Consider the following 19,003-nt stretch of genomic DNA (forward strand, 5'->3'; position numbering starts at 1 on the left):
GGCGCCGGGAAAGGCGGCACGCCTTCTCCACACACCCGGAGGTGATGTGAGGCCGGTAACACACAGACCCGCGGAATGCTCCATAAATACACCGGTCAATTCGCAGGGGGAACACAAGGGAAAAAGAGACGCGCTCAGCTTTCACAAGGACGTGAATACCGATGGTTTCCGAACTCCACCCGGCCGCGCACACCACATGCCTTTGGAATCCCACAGACAGCCGGAGCGAAGAAACCTGCACACGGCATGCGCACCCCGGTCACGCGTTCCGGCACGAAGTGCCAGGTCCAGACCGTTCGGCGAGTCGATTGAGGTGGGCCTGCCCCGATTCCGGAGCATGAAGCCGCGGCGGCACGGAATTCATCCGGTGAAGCTCGTGAAGGATCCGCCGTCATGGAATGAACACTTCTGCACGTAAGTCGATTCCAGTGGGCCGGCAGCCACAGATACGCCGCGGTTCGATTGGCTGCGCGAGGCACGGGCGTGCTTTGATCCTGGGCCATACGGAGGCTGCACCACGGGTTTCCGTAGAAAAGCAATTTCCATACGAAGGGCAGCGCTCATCATGAACTACACCCCCCAGGTCGAGACCGCCGAGATCTCCGACAGCGACCTCGACAACGTCTCGGGCGGCCTCGTGGGCGGCCTCGTCGGCAACGTCACGGGCACCGTGGAGAGCATCGTCCCGGTCGCCGGCGTCGTCGGCTCGGCCACCGGTCTCGTCGAGTCCGCCACCGGCGTGAACCCGGGCGCGGTCACCGGTCTGGCCACCGGCCTGACCGCCGGTCTCTGAGACACGGCAGGACCCCACCGAGCCCCGGGACCCGTCGGTTCCGGGGCTCGGTGCCGACCGCTGACAGGTGAGGGAAGAGTTACGTGCAGTTCCGCCAACAGGCCCTTTCCAAGCTGCAGTCGCCCGAACAGCTCGATCTTCCGGTGCGCTTCGCCCGCCCGCAGGGCCTGCTCGTCCTCTGCGTCACCGTCGCGGTGACGGCCGCCGCCTGCTTCTGGGCCGTGACGGGTTCCGTCGCCGGCACACTCGACGCGCCCGGCGTCCTCACGCATTCCCGTGGCAGTTACATCCTGCAGAGCCCCGTCGCCGGGCAGATCACCGAGGTGCTCGCCGACGAGGGCGAGACCCTGCCCCGCGACTCCCCCCTCCTCAAGGTCCGTACGGAGCAGGGCGAACGCGTCGTCCGTACGATCGACGCGGGCCGGCTCACCTCGGTGACGGCCACGATCGGTGCGGTGGTCACCACCGGCGCGGACGTGGCGAGCGTCGAACGGATCGACGGCGCCGGCGATCCACTGGTCGCCCTGCTGTACGTATCCGGGAGCAGGGCCGCCTCGGTCCCGGTCGGCGCCTCCGTCGACCTCACCGTCCAGTCCGTCCCCGCCCAGCAGTACGGGGTGCTGCGCGGCAAGGTCGCCGCGGTGGGCAGGGCCGCGCAGACACAGCAGCAGATCGCCCGTTTCCTCGGCGACGCACAGCTCGGTGAACAGTTCTCCGAGCACGGACGGCCGTTGGCGGTCCTGGTGGAGATCGAGCGGTCGGACTCCACCGAGTCCGGTTATCGGTGGTCCTCGGCCGAGGGCCCTCCGTACGCGATCGGCTCCATGACCCTGGCCGCCGGCTCCATCCGTCTCGCCGACCGGCGCCCGATCGATTGGCTGCTCCCGTGACCGCACCGCTCCCGTCCCCCACCGCCCAGCAGCTGCCGCCTCCCGGCCGCGGCAGGCACCGCCCGGAGGGCCCGGGCAGCAGGCGGCGGTCGCGTCCCGCGCCGAAATCCGCTCCGGCGAAGACCGTGCGCACCCCCACCGTGCTCCAGATGGAGGCCCTGGAGTGCGGTGCGGCCTCACTGGCGATGGTGCTCGGTCACTACGGCCGTCATGTGCCGCTGGAGGAGCTGCGGATCGCCTGCGGCGTCTCGCGCGACGGTTCGCGCGCCAGCAACGTGCTCAAGGCCGCGCGGAGTTACGGCCTCCAGGCCAAGGGCATGCAGATGGAGCCCGCGGCCCTGGCAGAGGTCCAGGCCCCCGCGATCCTGTTCTGGGAGTTCAACCACTACGTCGTGTACGACGGCGTGGGCCGCCGTCTCGGGCGGCGTGGCGTGCACATCAACGACCCGGACAAGGGGCGCCGTTTCGTACCGATCGAGGATTTCGACACCAGCTTCACCGGGGTCGTCCTCGTCCTCGAACCCGGTGAGGACTTCCGCCGCGGCGGCCGGAAGCCCGGTGTCATGGCCTCACTGCCGGCCCGGCTGCGCGGTACCACCGGCACGATGCTGGCCGCCCTGTTCGCCAGCCTGCTGCTGGTGGCCGTCGGAGCGACGCTCCCGGCTCTGAGCCGCACCTACATCGACATGTTCATGATTGGCGAGCAGACCTCGCTGCTGGGCGTGCTGTTCGCCGCGATGGGCACCATGGCGGCCCTCACCGTCGTACTGACATGGCTGCAACAGGCGAACCTGCTGCGTGGGCGGATCATCTCCTCGACGCTGGGCAGCGCACGCTTCTTCCGGCATCTGCTCCGCCTGCCTGTCACCTTCTTCTCCCAGCGCAGCCCCGCCGACCTCGTCCAGCGCCTCCAGTCGAACGACGCCGTGGCCGAGACGCTGGCCCGGGATCTCACCGCGGCCGGCGTGGACGGCATCGTCGTTCTCCTCTACGCGTTCCTGCTGTGGACGTATGATCCGCAGCTGACCGTCATCGGGGTGGGGATCGCTCTGCTCAACGTGGTCGCGATGCGCATCGTCATGCGGCTCCGGGCCACCGGCACCCAGAAGCTGCGGGCCGACAGCGCACGGCTGACGAACACCTCGTACACCGGTCTCCAGCTGATCGAGACGATGAAGGCCACGGGCGGCGAGAACGGGTACTTCCGCCGGTGGGCCGGGCAGCACGCGACGACACTGGAGGAACAGCAGCGCCTCGGGGTACCGAGCGCCTGGCTGGGCGTCGTCGCTCCAGCTCTCGCGACGGTCAACAGCGCGCTGATCCTGTGGATCGGCGGGCTGCGGGCCGTGGAGGGGCACATCTCGATCGGTCTGCTCGTCGCCTTCCAGGCGCTGGTGACCCGCTTCACCGCGCCGGTCGCGCGGCTCAACGGGGTGGCGGGCCGGATCCAGGACTTCGCTGCCGACGTGGCACGCCTCAAGGACGTCGAGAACTTCCCGGTCGACGCCCTGTACTCCCGCCGCGAGCCGGCCGCGAGCACCCGCCGTCTCAAGGGCCATGTGACGCTGGAGGAGGTCACCTTCGGCTACAGCCCTCTCGACAAGCCCCTGCTCACCGGTTTCTCCCTGTCCGTGGGCCCCGGACAGCAGGTGGCCCTCGTCGGCGGCTCCGGCAGCGGCAAGTCGACGGTCTCCCGGCTCCTCTCGGGGCTCTACAGCCCGTGGGAGGGCACGATCCGCATCGACGGACAGCGTCTGGAGGACACATCCCGCGGTGCGCTGGCCGCATCCGTGTCCTTCGTCGACCAGGACGTCTTCCTCTTCGAGGGGACGGTCCGGGACAACGTGGCGCTGTGGGACCCCTCTGTCCCGGACGAGGCCGTGGCCGAAGCCCTGCGGGACGCCGCCCTGTACGACGTCGTCGCCCGCCGCCCCCGCGGCATCCGCAGCCGGGTGGAGCAGGACGGCCGCAACTTCTCCGGCGGGCAGCGCCAGCGGCTGGAGATCGCCCGGGCGCTCGTGCGCCGCCCCAGCATCCTGGTCCTGGACGAGGTCACCAGCGCGCTGGACGCCGAGACGGAGCGCGTCATCATCGACAACCTCCGCCGGCGCGGCTGCGCCTGTGTGGTGATCGCGCACCGGCTGAGCACCGTGCGCGACAGCGACGAGATCGTGGTCCTGGACCACGGGACCGTCGTGGAGCGCGGCCGGCACGAGGATCTGGTGGCCGCCGGGGGCCCGTACGCCGAACTGGTCAGGGAGCACTGACATGGCATCCGTACATCCGCTCGCGGGCACGGAGGCGTCCGGGCAGGACCCGGTCCTCGGCGCACTGGGCGCTCTCGGGATGCCGGTCGACTGCACCGGGCTGCGGAGCCTGTCCCTCGAAGGCCCCCAGGTGCTGTGGCTCGTCGTCGGCGGCGCCCTCGACCTGTTCGCGGTGGACGCGGTGGGACAGGGGCACTGGCACTTCCTGGGCCGGCTCGAACCGGGAACCCTCGTGCTGGGTCCGGTCGAGGGCCCGCAGCACACCCTGGTCGGACGACCGCTCCAGGAATGTGTGCTGCGCCGGATCCCGCTGCGTGAGCTGTACCGGCCGGAGTGCGACGGTCGAGGGGTGTACGAAGGCCAGTACCGCAGCCGTTACGACACCGGGGACGCCACGCTGAGTCTGCTCGAGCACGCCTTCTCACTCGGTGTGGGCCGCAGTCAGCGCGTGCTCTTCGAGGCTCCGCTGGACGGGCGGACGGCCCTCGACGAAACGGTGGGCGACGACGACGTCCTGTGGCTGCCGGTGTCGCCCGGCAGCGTGCAGTACGGCGCCGCGTTCAGTGCCGAGGCGGCGGGCGACCTGCTCGTCGGCCCCGCGATGTGGCAGGGGATGGTCAGTCAGCAGTACCGCCTGCTGTCGGCGCTGGACCGCTGGATCGAACAGCTGGAGCGTGCTCACGAGGACCGGACCGCGGCGGGCATGAAGGCGGGTGAGGCCGTCCGCAAGGAGGCCGACCAGGCGCTGCTGACCTCGATCGGGCGGTCCGGGAAGGGCCCTTCGCCTGCGAAGGGGGCGTCGCGGGACGCGGTGTACGCGGCCTGCCGTCTGGTGGCCCGGGATTCCGGGATCGTCCTCGCGGAGCCCGCGGCGGGCGGGGCGGTGAGCGACCGGATCGATCCGGTCGAGCAGGTGGCGGTCGCCTCACGCATCCGCACCCGCGCGGTGCGGCTCGACGGACGCTGGTGGCGGGAGAACTCGGGGCCGCTGGTGGGGCACCGCGCGGCGTCCGGAGCGCCGGTCGCCCTGCTCTGGCGCCGTGGCCGTTACGAAGCGGTCAACCCGCTGACCGGGCGGCGCAGCCGTGTCGGCAGCGACTCCGCACAGGAATTCGACGAGCGCGCCGTGATGTTCTACCGGCCGCTGCCGGAAGAGCCGTTGAGCAGGCGGAAGCTGCTGCGCTTCGGTCTGTTCGGCACCCGGGGTGACCTGAGGAACCTTGTGCTGGCGGGTCTGGTGACGGTCGCGCTGGGGTCGCTGGTGCCGATCGCCACCGGCAAGGTGCTCGGCGTGTACGTGCCCAGCGCCCAGAACGCTCTCATCGTGCAGATGTCGCTGGCCGTCATCATCTCCGGTGTCGTCTCGGCGGCCTTCATGCTGCTGCAGAACCTCACGATCCTGCGCATGGAGGGGCGGATCGAGAGCACGCTCCAGCCGGCGGTGTGGGACCGGCTGCTGCGGCTGCCGGCGAAGTTCTTCGCCCAGCGCTCCACGGGAGAACTGGCGAGTGCGGCGATGGGCGTGAGCTCCGTCCGGCGGGTGCTGTCCGGCACCGGGCCCGTCGTGGTGCAGGCGGGCACGCTCGGGGCGGTGAACCTGGGTCTGCTGCTCTGGTTCAGCGTTCCGCTGGCCCTCACCGCCGTCGCGATGCTGGTGGTCATCGCCGGGGTGTTCCTGACCATGGGCATGTGGGAACTCCGCTGGCAGCGCCGGCTGGTCGAGCTCGGGAACAAGCTGAACAACCAGGCGTTCCAGACGCTGCGCGGGCTGCCCAAGCTGCGGGTCGCGGCGGCGGAGAGCTTCGCGTACGGGGCGTGGGCGGCGGAGTTCGCCCGCAGCCGTGAGCTGCAGAAGCGGGCAGGCAGGATCAAGAACCTGACGACGGTCCTCAACGCGGTCCATCTGCCGCTGTGCTCGCTGGTCATCTTCGTCCTGCTGGCGGGCCCGGCACGCGGGTCCCTGACGGCCGCCGAGTTCCTGGCCTTCAACACGTCCGTGACGATGCTGCTGACGGCCGTCACCCAGCTCACCGGGGCGTTCGTGTCCGCCGCCGCCGTACTGCCGATGTTCGAACAGATCAGGCCGGTACTCGACGAGGCGCCCGAGGTACGCGGCACCAGTGTCCAGCCCGGCGCCCTGTCCGGGGAGGTCGAGGCCAGGGGTGTGTCCTTCCGCTACTCCGACGACGGCCCCGTCGTCCTCGACGACGTGTCGCTGACCGTACGGCCCGGCGAGTTCGTCGCGATCGTGGGCCCCAGCGGCTGCGGCAAGTCGACGCTGCTGAGGCTGCTCATCGGATTCGACAAGCCGGTCTCGGGCAGCGTCCTGTACGACGGCCAGGATCTGGCGGCGCTCGACCAGGCGGCCGTACGCCGTCAGTGCGGGGTCGTCCTGCAGAACGCCCAGCCCTTGTCCGGATCGATCCTGGACTGCATCTGCGGCGCCGAGGCCTTCACCCAGGAGGAGGCGTGGGAGGCCGCCGCGATGGCGGGGCTGGCCGAGGACATCAAGCGCATGCCGATGGGTCTGCACACGATGATCTCCGGCGGTGGCTCGATCTCCGGCGGGCAGCGCCAGCGGCTGATGATCGCGCAGGCCCTCGTCCGCCGCCCCCGCGTCCTGTTCTTCGACGAGGCCACCAGCGCACTCGACAACGGGACCCAGCGCACCGTGACCGAGAGCACCCGGTCCCTGCGGGCCACCCGTGTCGTCATCGCGCACCGGCTGTCCACCGTCATGGATGCGGACCGCGTGGTCGTCATGGCGGACGGCCGTGTCGTCCAGGAGGGGCCGCCCGCCGAGCTCCTCGCGGACACGGACGGGCAGCTCCACGAACTGGTGCGGCGCCAGATGAGCTGACGAGGTCCTCTACGACCGCCGCCCGCCGGGCCTGGGGGGTTCCACCGCGTCCCGGATGCTCGCCCGCGCGGCGGCGGCGACGGCTTCGGCGGTGATCCCGAACTCCTCGTACAGCCGCTCGTAGTCGGCGGACGCGCCGTAGTGCTCCAGGCTGACGATCCGGCCGGCGTCGCCGACGACCTCGCGCCAGCCCTGGCCGACGGCGGCCTCGACACTGACGCGGGCGCGCACGTCCGGCGGCAGCACCTCGTCCTGGTAGGACAGCGGCTGTTCGGCGAACCACTCGCGGCACGGCATCGACACCACGCGGACGGCCAGCCCTTCGTCGGCCAGCAGCTTCCGGGCGTCCAGAGCGATGTGGACCTCCGACCCGGTCGCGACGAGGATGACGTCGGGGACGTCTCCTGGTGCCTCGACGAGGACGTACGCGCCGCGAGCCGCTCCGTCGGCCGGGGCGTGGACACCGTCCAAGCGGTCGAGCACCGGAAGGTTCTGCCTGGTCAGCACGAGACCGGCGGGGCGGTCGGTGTGTTCCAGGATCGCCCGCCAGCAGACGGTGGTCTCGTTGGCGTCACCGGGGCGTACGACGTCGAGGCCGGGGATCGCCCGCAGGGCGGCCAGGTGTTCGACGGGCTGATGGGTGGGTCCGTCCTCGCCGAGTCCGATCGAGTCGTGGGTCCACACGTAGGTGGCGGGGAGCTTCATCAGGGCGCCCAGACGGACCGCGGGGCGCATGTAATCGCTGAACGTGAGGAAGGTGCCGCCGTAGGGGCGGGTCAGGCTCTGCAGCGCGATGCCGTTGAGCACGGCGCCCATGGCGTGCTCGCGGATACCGAAGTGCAGGGTCCGTCCGTGGGGGCCTCCCGTGAACTCGGCCGTCTGCCGGTCCGCGGGGATGAACGAGGGTTCCCCGTCCATGGTCGTGTTGTTGCTGCCCGCGAGGTCCGCGGAGCCGCCCCACAGTTCGGGCAGGACCGGGGCGAGCGCGGTGAGGATCTGGCCGGACGCCTTGCGGGTGGCCATGCCCTTGGCGTCGGCCGGGAAGTCCGGAAGGGCGTCGGTCCAGCCGTCCGGCAGCTTCTGCTCCCTCAGCCGGTCCAGCAGGGCTGCCCGCTCCGGGGCGGCGGCCCGCCAGTCCTCGTAGGTCCGCTGCCAGCTCTTCCGGGCGTCCCTGCCCCGCTCCCCGACCGCCCGTGTGTGGGCGAGAACCTCGTCCTCCATCGGGAAGTACGTCCCGGGATCGAAGCCGAGGAGCCGCTTGGTGCCGGCGACCTCGTCGTCCCCCAGGGCCGACCCGTGTGCCTTGCCGGTGTTCTTCTTCGTCGGGGCGGGCCATCCGATGATCGTGCGCAGCATGATCAGCGAGGGCCGGGACCGTTCCGCCTTCGCCGCCTCGATCGCGGCGAGGAGGGCGTCGACGTCCTCGACGTAGTCGCCCGTGCGGGTCCAGTCCACGGTCTGCACGTGCCAGCCGTACGCGGTGAAGCGTGCGGGGACGTCCTCGCTGAACGAGATGTCGGTGTCGTCCTCGATCGAGATGTGGTTGGAGTCGTAGAAGGTGATGAGGTTGCCCAGTTGCTGGTGGCCGGCCAGCGACGCGGCCTCGGAGGCGACCCCCTCCATCATGTCGCCGTCGGACGCGAGTACGTACACGTGGTGGTCGAACGGGCTGGTGCCCGGCGCCGCGTCCGGGTCGAGCAGGCCCCTCTCCCGGCGTGCTGCCATGGCCATGCCGACGGAGGCCCCCATCCCCTGGCCCAGCGGACCCGTGGTGATCTCCACGCCGCGGGTGTGCCGGTACTCCGGGTGACCCGGGGTCGCCGAGTCCCAGGTACGCAGCGCCTTCAGGTCCTCCATCTCCAGTCCGTAGCCGGCCAGGTAGAGCTGGATGTACAGCGTGAGGCTGGTGTGGCCGCACGAGAGGACGAAGCGGTCCCGGCCCAGCCACTGGTCGTCCTCGGGATCGTGCCGCATGACCTGCTGGAACAGCAGATAGGCGAGTGGTGCGAGGCTCATCGCCGTACCGGGATGGCCGTTGCCGGTCTTCTGGACGGCGTCGGCGGCGAGCACCCGTACGGTGTCCACCGCGCGCACGTCCACGTCGCTCCACCCCGCACGTTCGGCCAGCGGGCGGGCGAGACCGGGGTCTCGCGATGCTGTGCTGCCGGAAGAGGATCGCTCGGGCGCCATGGTGTCGTCTCCCTCGGACGTCGCTGCTCGGTTCGACGGGACCGGCCGGTGCGTCTCGCCACCCCTCGCATCCTCTGCGCCCTCGTCGTCCGCCGCATCCGGAGCGTGCCCGGCGGTGCGGTGGGACCCGATGCCCGCCGGGCGGTGCGACGCGCGGCGCGGGTCGCGGTGACGCACACGTCCCGCCGACGGGTCGCCTACCCGCTGCGGTTACGGACAGGCCCGTGCCGCCGCACGCGGACGACAAGGAGCGGCTCGGATCCGGGGAGACGCGCTCCGGCGGACGGCAGATGTGGCACAGTCGTGCCGGTGGACGAGCTGCGGCCCCAGGACCCCTCCGGCATAGGCGTGTACCGGCTGCTCGGCCGTCTCGGCGCCGGCGGAATGGGGCAGGTGTATCTCGGCCGCTCCCCCGGTGGACGGCTGGTGGCCGTGAAGGTGATCCGGGACGAGATCAGTGATCACCCGGAGGCCCTGACGCGCTTCCGCCGGGAGGCCGCCACCGTCGAAGCCGTACGCAGCGCCTACACCGCCCAGTTGATCGAGGCGTCACTCGACGCCCCGCCCTACTGGCTGGCCACCGAGTACGTGGCGGGGCCCACCCTGAGGGGAGCGGTGCAGGCGGCCGGGCCGTTTCCGCCCGACAGTGCGCTGAAGCTGTTCGCCGCCCTCGCCGAGGGGCTGGCCGCGGTCCACGTCCACGGGGTGACCCACCGGGACCTGAAACCGCAGAACGTGATCCTCTCCCCGCAGGGACCGCAGCTGATCGACTTCGGGATCGCCCGGACCCTCGGGCAGACGGTGCTCACACGGGACGGGGCGGCCACGGGAACCCCCGGGTTCTCGGCGCCCGAGGTGATCCTGCGCAACGAGGCCGGCCCCGCTGCGGACGTGTTCGCGCTGGGTGCGACGCTCGCCTACGCGTCGACGGGCAGGCCTCCCTACGGTTCCGGGGACGCGGCGGTGGTGAGCTACCGGGCCGTGCACGAGGAGATCGACCTGGCCGGCGTGCGCCCCGCGCTGGCCGCGCTGATCCGGGAGTGTGTCTCCAAGGATCCGGCCGGCCGGCCGGACCTCGCTGCCGTGATCGCGCGGTGCGCGGTCGGTTCGGCCCTGGCGACCGACCCCCACTACCGCTCACTGCCCCAGGCCGGAGCCGCCGCCGTCCGGGAGGACACGACGACCGCCGCCTTGCCGGCCGACGCGGCGGAGCCGGTCGTGTCCGCGGGTCCGCCCGGTCCCACACCGTACGACGAGCCGGACCGCCGGACGCGCCCTTCCCGCAGCGGGCTCAGGGGATCGCTCGGGTTCGCGGCGGTGGCGGCCGTGCTGGCCGCGTCGGCGACGGCCTGGCTGCTCTCGGGGCCGCCGGAGGGCGGGTCGGCCGGTGCGGGGCCCACGTACGGCGCGGAGGCGTCCCGGCGGCCGGCCACCACCGCACCGGCCGGAGAACCGCCGGACCACATCGTGGACGACCGTGAGTCACAGGACCGCTGGACCTTGTCCGAGGACCCTGCGGAGGCGGCCCAGGGCATCGGCTCCTGCGACCTGTCCGACGGCCTGGACCCGGGGTCGCTCCCGGCGGGCCTGCAGACATCCGTCTCGCACACCACCGGCTCGGACACCGCCTCGGTGACCGTGCGCCCGAAGAACGCCGGCGAGGGGAAGCGGCCCGCGCCCTACTACGTGGCCGTCGGTGTCCGGCCTCCGCACGGGACCGATCCCGCCACGGGCCGGCCCACCCGGGCCGTCGGCAAGGGGGCCGGCTTCACCAGCAAGCCCGTCGACCTCTTCTCGGCGTGGTCCTCGGGCGGGACCGTCACCTTCAGGTATCCCGGCGACTTCCGGGCCCACTTCGGCGAACGGGTCGTCGAGGCCCCCCCGGTGGGCGACGACCGGGGCGACTGGACCGTGGTGCTGTACCACGTCGAGGGCGGGCCCGAGGAGTTCACCCCCGTTGTGTGCAACGGCTTCCACGCCTGAGGGGACGGGCGGCTCACGCCACCGCCACGTCGTGAACCGGGCCGCGGGACGGAACTCCGACTCGATGCGGTCTGCGGCGAGGCGGAGTGGGGGCAGCACCTGTTCCAGGCATTCGCCAATCGTCCGGCCGCTGCTGTGCACGGCGACGTCGAGGGCCGCGGCCGTGGTGCCGGCCCGGTCGCGGACAGGTACGGCGATCGAGCGCAGGCCCGCTTCGAGCTCCTCGTCACCAGGGCGTATCCCTCCACGCGTACCCGGTCCAGGAGGACGGCCTCGAGTTCGGTGCGGCGGGTCAGGGTGTGCGGGGCCGGCGTGGCGACCCGTGCATCGGGGCGGGCCAGGGATCCGCGCTGGTGCTGGAGCGGTAGTCCCCGCGACGGATCCGGCGTCGTTCGGCCCGCCCGCTCTCCTCGGCTGAGGACTTCGGCGCGGCGCCCCGGGGGCTGAAGGCTTCGGCCTACGCGTTCACCGCGGCGGACCTCTCCCGAGCGGCGAAACGGGCGGGCCGGATGAATGATGAACAGATGCTGTGGTGCTGCCGGTCCGTCCGGCCTCGTTGCCGGACGGACCGGGCAGGGCTCCGACCATGAAGCGGAAGGGCATGAGCGCATGACCTCCCACACCGCGTTTCCGGTGGCGGACCGGGTGCCGCCCGTGCGACTGCCGCCGGGCGGACCGGAAGACGTGACGACGCCGGGCACGGGCGGAGAAGTCCGCCCGGTGACGGCGAGGGCCGTGCGATGAGGTCCACGGACGGGCTGCTGGAGACCGGCTTCATGCGCACGGTGTTCGACAGTCTGGGGGCGGGGGTCTTCGTCACCGACACCGCCGGACGCCTCACCGCGTGCAATCCACGCGCACAGCGGCTCCTCGGCCGTCCGCAGGAGCAGATGCTCGGGCACGACATGCATGATCTGCTGCACCGCCGGAAGGACGGCGGCGCGGCCCCGCGGAGCGAGTGCGGCCTGCTGACGGTGCTGGAGACGGGCCGGCCGGCCGAGGGGAGCGAGGAATCCTTTCTCCGCGGGGACGGCAGCCTGGTGCCGGTCATCTGGGCGGCCACCCCGCTGCGGCACGAGGGGCGGGCGGAAGGCGCGGTGGTCGTCTTCCACGATTTCAGCCTCCACCGTGACGCCGCCGAGCAGACCGCGGCCTACCTCGCCGCCCTGGAAGGGCTCACCGCCCGGCTGATGATGGTGGCGGAGGTCTCCACGGTCCTCATCTCCACCTTGGACACGCCGGAGATGCTGAACAGGCTGGCCGGGTTGCTCGTACCGGACATGGGTGACTGGGCTGCGATCGACGTCCGCACGGGACAGACCGGCGGGATGCACCGCGCCGCCGTCCGCGCCGCCGGCGACCACGACACGGCGCACGCACTCACCGGCCCGTTGCCGTCCTTGCCCGAATCCACCCGTTCGGCAGTGATCCAGGCGCTGAGGAGCGCGGAGCCCGTCTTCCTGGACGCGGAGCGCCTCGCAGAGCAGCCGGACAACCCGCTCGCCGCCTCCCACCGGAAGCTCTTCGACCGGCTGGGAGGCACCTGCGCCGTCGTGGTCCCCCTGCACACCCGGCGGAAGGTCTTCGGAGCGCTGACCGTGGCGCGCGTCGCCCCGGGTTCCTCCTACACCGAGGCCGAGGTGTTCCTGCTCTCCGACATCGCGCGCCGCGCCGGCCTCGTCATGGAGGCCGCAGAACTCTTCGAACAGCAGCGCCACGTCGCCGAGACCATGCAGCGGCAGCTCCTCACCCCCCTGCCACAGGTCGACCACCTCACGCTGGCGGCCCGCTACCGGCCCGCCGAGAGTGCCGCCGAGATCGGCGGGGACTGGTACGACTCCTTCCTCCTCGGCGACGGAGTCCTGACGATGGTCATCGGGGACGTCGTCGGCCACGACCTCAAGGCCGCCGCCCACATGGCCGAGGTCCGCAACATGCTGCGCGCCCTGGCCTGGGACCGGACGGAGCCCCCCAGCCTGATCATGCGCCGTCTGGACGAGGCGATGACCCATACGAGCGACGCTCCCATGGCCACCTGTGTCTTCGCTCGCGTCGAGGGCGCGGAGGGCGGCCCCTGGCAGCTCCACTGGGTCAACGCCGGCCATCCGCCGCCCCTCCTGATCACGGCCGACGGGCAGACCCGCTTCCTCGAGGCCGGCCACGGTCCGCTTCTCGGTCTCAGCTCGGCCCTGCACATGGGACTGGGGTGGCCCGACGCCCGCGCGGACCTTCCGCCCGAGTCGACTCTCCTGCTCTACACCGACGGGCTCGTCGAGAGCCGGACCCGTGACATCGAGGCCGGCCTCGCCACGCTGCGCCGGCATGCCGTGGCCCTGGCCCGCCGGGACGTCGAGGATTTCCTCGACGAACTCCTGATCCGCATCGACCCCAGTGGCGACGACGTCGCCCTGCTGGTCCTGCGCACCCCGCCGGCCGGCTCCGGTGACGACGAGGCGCCGCCGCAGCACGCGCACAGCCCTGCCGCCTCCAACCGCGGAGCGCCCGGCTCACGCATCGAGGAGACGCCCGTCAGGGACACCTCCGAACCTTCCTGAGCACACGCCGGAGTGTCCGGCAAGAGGGCTGGGGGCACCTCCGATGCCGGCGGCCGGGACGTCTGCCCGGCGGGCAGCCGCTACGGCTACGGCGTCGCGTCCATCCCGCTCGGCTGCGGCGGCGCTCATCGGGGCCACGGCGGCGACCTGCCGGGCGACTCGGTGAGCGGCGGCCGGGCCACGGGCGGGCGGGGCACCGTGACCGTCCGCACCACGACGTGGGCGGGCGAGGACGACCGCCTGGACCATCTCCAGGGCTCGGTGGACGCCGCGCTGTGCGGCGAGGGCCACAGGTGAGCCGGCCCCGGTGCCACCACGGCGCACGGGGCTTCGGTCCGGGCGTGCCGCGGTGGCGTGGGGCTCCGTGCCGTGGAACTCAGCCGGCCGTCCGCGCGGCCTGGTCGAGCAGCTTCTGTATGTGCAGGCCGTGGGCTGCGGCGCGCGGGGCGAGAGCGGCCTGGACGGCGGGCGGCACGGCGAAGGCGACCGCCTCGCATCGTCCCAGCAGTTCCTCGAAGGAGGCGGCGACCGGCGCCCCGTAAGGTTCGGCGACTTCGGCCGCGGCCTCGGGGCGGCGCGCCCAGACCGCCGCCAGCTCCGTCTCCGGCCCGGCAGTGAGCATGCGGGCGTGCATGGTCCGTGCCCGGGGGCCGGCGCCCACGAGGCCGACGCGGACCGGTTCGTAGGGCCAGGTGTCCGAGAGAGGGGCGGTGGACATGGTGCTCTCCGCCGTCGTGCTGGGGGCGCGGTGCGCTCAGGCGCCGTCACCGGCGCGGGCCAGGGCCGCGAGGCGTGAGTCGGCGCGGTCGGGGGCGTACAGGTGGTCGATGACCATGCGGGCGGCGCCGGCCAGGGCGGCCCGGTCACCCAGTTCGGAGGTGACGACCTGGAGGTGGGCGGTGGTGCGTGGCATGGCGCGCTGGTAGATGAGTTCGCGGACTCCGGTGAGGAACGGGGTGCCCGCCAGATCGCCGCTCAGCATCAGCACGCCTGGGTTGAGCAGGGTGACGACCGTGACCAGGACCTCACCGACGCGTCTCCCCGCCTCGCGGGCGAGCCTGACGGCATCCGGCTGACCTGCGGCCAGGTGCTCGCGCACGTCGGATACCGATGCGGTGGGGACACCGGCGGCGGTGAGCTGCCCGGCGATGGACCGGCCGCTGGCCACCGCCGCGAGACATCCGTAGGAACCGCACATGCACAGCGCGTCGGGGCGGTCGTGCAGACGGATGTGGCCGATGTCGCCCGCTCCCCCGTCGACGCCCCGGTAGACCTCGCCTCCGACGACGACTCCGGCGCCGATCCCCGTGGAGGCCTTGACCAGGACGAACGCGCTGCAGTCCGGGTGACCGGCCCGCTGCTCCGCCAGGGCCATCAGATTGGCGTCGTTGTCGACGAAGACCGGCGGGGGGCCGGCGGCCGGCATCGCGCCGACGTGCTCGGTCCAGGCCTGGCGCAGCCGCTCCCGTACCGGGAAGCGGTCCCAGCCGGGCATGATCGGCGGCTGTACGATCCGGGCCGACTCCCAGTCCACCGGACCCGGCACGGAGAGCCCGATGCCGCAGACCCGCTCGGGTCCTGCCCCGGCCTCGGTGAGCAGGGGGCCGAACCGACGTGCCAGCCGGTCCAGGGTGCTGTCGGGCCCCTCGGCGATGACGAGGGCCCCGGTGTGCTCGGCGAGGACGGTTCCGGAGAGGTCGAGCACGGCGACACGGGTGTGCCGGGTCCCCAGATCCGCGACGAGCACCACGGCATGCGCCGGGTCGAACTCCAGCCGGGCGGAGGGACGTCCACCGGTGGAGGTGCCGGTGGCGCCGCGCAGCCAGCCCGCTTTGAAGAGCTGGTCGAGACGGTGTCCCACGGTGGAGCGGGACAGACCGGTCGCCTGCTGGAGCTCTCCGCGCGTGGTGGCCTCACCGCTGCGGATGAGCTGCAGCAGATGCCCCGCGCTGGCCTGGTTTCCTGCCATCCCCGCCGTCCTCGCCCTGTCTGTCGCGTCCGTGTCAGCCCGGGGGGCTGTCGGATTCCTGACTGCCGGCCGTCCCGGCCTCCGGCGTCAGCCCTTGTCCGCACCGCTGGTCAGGCCCTCGGTGAGGAGCCGCTCGGCGGAGAAGAACAGGAGTACCACAGGGATGGTGAGGACGACCGACCCGGCCATCAGTACCGTCTTCGACACCTCTATGCCGTTGGCCAGCTGCTGGAGCCCCAGGGAGACGGTCCACCGCTCGGGGTCGGCCGCCAGGAAGAGGAGAGCGAACAGGAATTCGTTCCAGGCGATCATGAAGACGTACAGCCCGGTGGCCATGAGGGTCGGCAGGGCGAGCGGCAGGATGATCCTGTGTACGGTCTGCAGCCGCGACGCGCCGTCGATCGCCGCCGCTTCCTCGATGCTGAAGGGGATGGTGACGAAGTAGTTCTTCAGCATGTAGATCGAGACGGGGACGGTCTGCGCGATGTAGACGACGGCGAGCCCGACGAGGCTGCCGGACAGCCCCATCTTCGCGAACATGACGAAGAGCGGGACGGCCAGCAGCGTGGCCGGGAAGAGGTAGACGGCCAGGAAGATCGCGCTGACCTTCCGGTTGCCGAAGAACTTCAGCCGGCTGACGGCGTACGCGCCCGGCACGGCGGCTGCCAGCGTGAGCAGGACCGTGGCGACGGCGACGAGTGCCGAGTTGAGCAGCATGCCGAGGAAGCCCTGGCCGCCCTCCGCCGAGGGCCTGAGCACGCTCTCGTACGTGTCGAGCGTGAAGTCCTTCGCCGAGACCCAGAGGCTGCCCGGGTCCAGGAGGAGGGCGTCGATGGGCTTCACCGACAACATCAGCATGTAGGAGAAGGGCACGATCGTGATCGCCGCGAGGAAGGCGATGACCACCCACCGCAGGGCTCCGAAGAACCGCTCCTCGAACCGGGCGCGGGTCAGCCGCGCCCGGGGCCGCCTCGCTCCGGGCAGCGGACGGGCCGCGCCCTTCGCCTGTGCGCGGGTCATGGCCGGGGCGGGGGTCATGCCGCTTCCTCCTGCATCTTCCTGCCGAAGAATTTGAAGTAGACGCCCAGGAGTGCCATGAGCACGACGGCGAGGACGAGCGCCTGGGCGGAGGCAGCTCCGACGTCGAAACGCGAGGTGAGGAAGTCGTAGACACGGACGGCCACGACGTCCGTGCCGGAACCGCCACCGGTCAGCAGGTAGATGTCGTCGAACTTGTTGAACGTCATGATGAAGCGCAGGACGGACAGCAGGGCGATGACGGGCATCAGCTGCGGCAGCAGGATGTGCCGGAAGCGCTGGGTCGGCGTGGCGCCGTCGACCTCCGCGGCCTCCTCCAGGCCGGCCGGTACCGCCTGCAGGCGGGCGAGCATGAAGAGGAAGGCGAACGGGAAGTAGCGCCAGGTCTCGAAGGCGATGACCGTGAGCAGCGCCAGCGGGATGTCGAAGTGGATCCCGAACGGGCTCACTTCGTAGGCCCTGGTGGACAGGAAGGCGATCGGGTCCTCCCACCCGAGGAGCGTGCGGCCCCATTCGTTCACGATGCCGTACTGCGGGCTGAGCGCGACCTCCCAGACGAAGGAGACGGCGACCACGGGAGCGACGTACGGCAGGAGCATGGCGGCCCGCAGTGCGCCCCGCCCCCGGAAGGGCCTGCGCAGGGCGAGGGCGGCGACCAGCCCGAGGACGACGGAGCCGGCGGTGGAGCCGACGGTGTAGAGGAGCGTGGTGCCGAGACTGCTCCAGAAGCCGGGTGAGCCGAAGACCTGGGAGAAGTTGTCCAGGGTCCAACGGCCGAAGAGGCCGCTCTCCTGGATGTCGACCAGCCTGGCGTTCTGGAAGGCGAGCAGGACGGTCCACAGGATCGGCAGGATCACCACGACCAGGACCACCAGGAAGGTGGGGGTCACGAAGGCGAGGCCTGCGCGGTTCTCCCTCCTGCTCGAACTCTGCGGTGTCGCACGGCGCTTCTTCGCGCCGCTCTGGGTTGTGCTCATGGGTCGGTTACCTCGTGAGGGAGCGGCGTGCGGCTACTGGAGGGACTTCTGGAGGGCGGTCACTTCGTCGTCGGCGTCTTCGGCCGCCTCGTCGGGTGAGAGCTGGCCGCTGGTCATCGCTCCGATGGCCTTGGCGACGGGGAGTTCACCGTTCGTGGCACCGACGAGCGTGCCCTGGCCCTGGGTCAGGCCCCATCGCTTCATACCGCCGACACCGGCGACGAGCTGGTCCAGGAGCGCCGCGGGGTAGGCCTCCTGCATGGACTCGCGGCGGTCGACGCCCATGACGCCGGCACGCCATCCCCGCACGAAGACGCCGGGCTTCTCCCCCGTCCCGGTGCGGACGGGGATCTTGCCCTCCGGCGCCATGCCGAACCAGTCGGCGTACCCCTTGCCCATCATGTACTCGATGAACTTCCTGGAGGCGTCCGTCTCGGCGGTCCTGGTGACGGCCCAGGACGTGATCTCGCCGAACTGGGCGGGTTCCTTGCCGTCGGGGCCCTTCAGGGAGGTGACGACGCCGGTGTTGCGCGCCAGGAACTTCGGGTCCTTCCCGCACTCCGGGCAGCTGGGCAGCGCGTCCGACCGCAGGCCCGCCAGCTCGTCCAGGAGGAAGGACGACCAGACCATCATCGACGACTTCCCGGCGAAGTAGGTGGCACGGGTGCTGTCCACGCTCTGGGTGCCGGGAGCTCCGTGCTCGCGGGCGAGACCGTCGTACGCCGCGAAGGCGTTGCGGCACGCCCGGGAATCGAGAGCGGGTTCGCCCGCCTCGTCGACCAGCTGACAGCCGTTGGCCAGGGCCAGGTCCTCGAAGCTCTGCTGGGTGAAGACGTCCGAGGGGTCGGTGGCCAGCGAGATACCGTCCCGCCCTCCCGTGTCGAGCACTTCGGCGGCCTTCAGGGCGCTCGCATAGTCGTCCGGTGCGTCGAGCCCGGCCTCGGCGAACAGGTCCTTGCGGTAGACGAGGATCTGGAGCCAGGCGTCGGAGGGGACGCCGAGCCTGGTGCCGCGGTCGGAGGTGAGCGCGAGCGCGTTGCTGTTGAAGGTGTCCGGACGCAGGTCCTTCACGATGCGGTCCGCGATCCCGGTGTCGAGCAGGCCGTTGCCGTACATCTGCCAGACCTGGCCCAGCGGGACCGCCCCGATCACGTCCGGGAGCTTTCCGGCCGCCGCCGCTGACATGATCAGCTGCGGTAGCTGGGCCTCGTCCACACCGACGAGATCGACCTGGACACCGCTCTCCTTCTCGAAACGGCTGATGACCTTCTCAGTCGCCGTCATCCGCGGCGGCAGGTTCTCCTGCGACCACACCGTGATCCTGTTGTCGGGCCGCTCCGCGCCGGAGCCACCGGAACAGCCGGCCAGCAGACCGGCTGCCAGGGTCGCGGCGAGCCCGGACAGGGTCCCCTTCGACCGTCGGATCTTCATCACCATGCTGTGCCCTCACGCCGCTTACGCATTTTCCTGATGCACCTCAG

12 protein-coding genes and 2 pseudogenes are annotated in these 19,003 nt (G+C 71.4%); 7 read left to right on the forward strand and 7 right to left on the reverse strand.

Going from position 1 to position 19,003, the window contains the following annotated elements:
- Positions 1–565 precede the first annotated feature (565 nt).
- The 4 genes from ACF1FZ_RS24795 (at position 566) to ACF1FZ_RS24810 (ending at position 6,810) form a co-directional block, all read left to right on the forward strand.
- Positions 566–793 (forward strand): type A2 lantipeptide, encoded by a 228-nt coding sequence (locus tag ACF1FZ_RS24795; RefSeq protein WP_391775589.1) that lies wholly within the window; start codon positions 566–568, stop codon positions 791–793.
- 83 nt (positions 794–876) lie between these two features.
- Positions 877–1,683 carry an HlyD family efflux transporter periplasmic adaptor subunit gene (locus ACF1FZ_RS24800; RefSeq protein ID WP_391775590.1) on the forward strand — a complete coding sequence of 269 codons (807 nt, stop codon included), beginning with the start codon at positions 877–879 and terminating at the stop codon, positions 1,681–1,683.
- Complete coding sequence (locus tag ACF1FZ_RS24805) at positions 1,680–3,950, forward strand: NHLP family bacteriocin export ABC transporter peptidase/permease/ATPase subunit (RefSeq protein ID WP_391775591.1); 2,271 nt, start codon at positions 1,680–1,682, stop codon at positions 3,948–3,950. Before ACF1FZ_RS24800 ends, ACF1FZ_RS24805 begins: the two co-directional genes overlap by 4 nt.
- Position 3,951: 1 nt before the next feature.
- Positions 3,952–6,810, forward strand: coding sequence for an NHLP bacteriocin export ABC transporter permease/ATPase subunit (locus ACF1FZ_RS24810; protein ID WP_391775592.1), 2,859 nt, complete (start codon positions 3,952–3,954; stop codon positions 6,808–6,810).
- A 9-nt stretch (positions 6,811–6,819) separates the two neighbouring features.
- Here ACF1FZ_RS24810 and tkt read toward each other — a convergent pair whose 3' ends face one another.
- Entirely contained in the window at positions 6,820–9,000 is a 2,181-nt protein-coding gene (tkt, locus tag ACF1FZ_RS24815; protein ID WP_391775593.1) for a transketolase, read from the reverse strand.
- Positions 9,001–9,309: 309 nt separating this feature from the next.
- On the opposite strand from tkt, the gene ACF1FZ_RS24820 reads away from it, so the two are divergent.
- Positions 9,310–10,983: a protein kinase gene (locus ACF1FZ_RS24820; RefSeq protein ID WP_391775594.1), complete on the forward strand. Its 1,674-nt coding sequence runs from the start codon at positions 9,310–9,312 to the stop codon at positions 10,981–10,983.
- Between the two features lie 72 nt (positions 10,984–11,055).
- On the opposite strand, the pseudogene ACF1FZ_RS24825 reads toward ACF1FZ_RS24820, so the two are convergent.
- Positions 11,056–11,328: pseudogene (locus tag ACF1FZ_RS24825) on the reverse strand (IclR family transcriptional regulator C-terminal domain-containing protein); the annotation flags it as partial.
- 395 nt (positions 11,329–11,723) lie between these two features.
- On the opposite strand from ACF1FZ_RS24825, the gene ACF1FZ_RS24830 reads away from it, so the two are divergent.
- Entirely contained in the window at positions 11,724–13,538 is a 1,815-nt protein-coding gene (locus ACF1FZ_RS24830) for a SpoIIE family protein phosphatase (protein ID WP_391775595.1), read from the forward strand.
- Positions 13,539–13,550: 12 nt separating this feature from the next.
- Entirely contained in the window at positions 13,551–13,835 is a 285-nt protein-coding gene (locus tag ACF1FZ_RS24835; RefSeq protein ID WP_391775596.1) for a hypothetical protein, read from the forward strand.
- Between the two features lie 127 nt (positions 13,836–13,962).
- Here ACF1FZ_RS24835 and ACF1FZ_RS24840 read toward each other — a convergent pair.
- The 5 genes and pseudogenes from ACF1FZ_RS24840 to ACF1FZ_RS24860 form a co-directional block, all read right to left on the reverse strand.
- Positions 13,963–14,256, reverse strand: a pseudogene (locus ACF1FZ_RS24840) (Gfo/Idh/MocA family oxidoreductase); the annotation flags it as partial.
- A 36-nt stretch (positions 14,257–14,292) separates the two neighbouring features.
- On the reverse strand, positions 14,293–15,507 hold the full coding sequence (locus ACF1FZ_RS24845; RefSeq protein WP_391775597.1) for an ROK family transcriptional regulator: 1,215 nt from the start codon (positions 15,505–15,507) through the stop codon (positions 14,293–14,295).
- An 87-nt stretch (positions 15,508–15,594) separates the two neighbouring features.
- A complete protein-coding gene (locus tag ACF1FZ_RS24850; RefSeq protein WP_391775643.1) occupies positions 15,595–16,461 on the reverse strand; it encodes a carbohydrate ABC transporter permease in 867 nt (288 codons plus the stop codon).
- An 80-nt stretch (positions 16,462–16,541) separates the two neighbouring features.
- Positions 16,542–17,522 carry a carbohydrate ABC transporter permease gene (locus tag ACF1FZ_RS24855; RefSeq protein WP_391775598.1) on the reverse strand — a complete coding sequence of 327 codons (981 nt, stop codon included), beginning with the start codon at positions 17,520–17,522 and terminating at the stop codon, positions 16,542–16,544.
- Between the two features lie 33 nt (positions 17,523–17,555).
- The gene (locus ACF1FZ_RS24860) at positions 17,556–18,959 is read right to left on the reverse strand and encodes an ABC transporter substrate-binding protein (RefSeq protein ID WP_391775599.1); all 1,404 of its coding nucleotides are present in this window, start codon (positions 18,957–18,959) and stop codon (positions 17,556–17,558) included.
- Positions 18,960–19,003 lie beyond the last annotated feature (44 nt).

Origin of the sequence: Streptomyces sp. NPDC014623, assembly GCF_043088245.1 — a bacterium.
GTDB lineage: Bacteria > Actinomycetota > Actinomycetes > Streptomycetales > Streptomycetaceae > Streptomyces.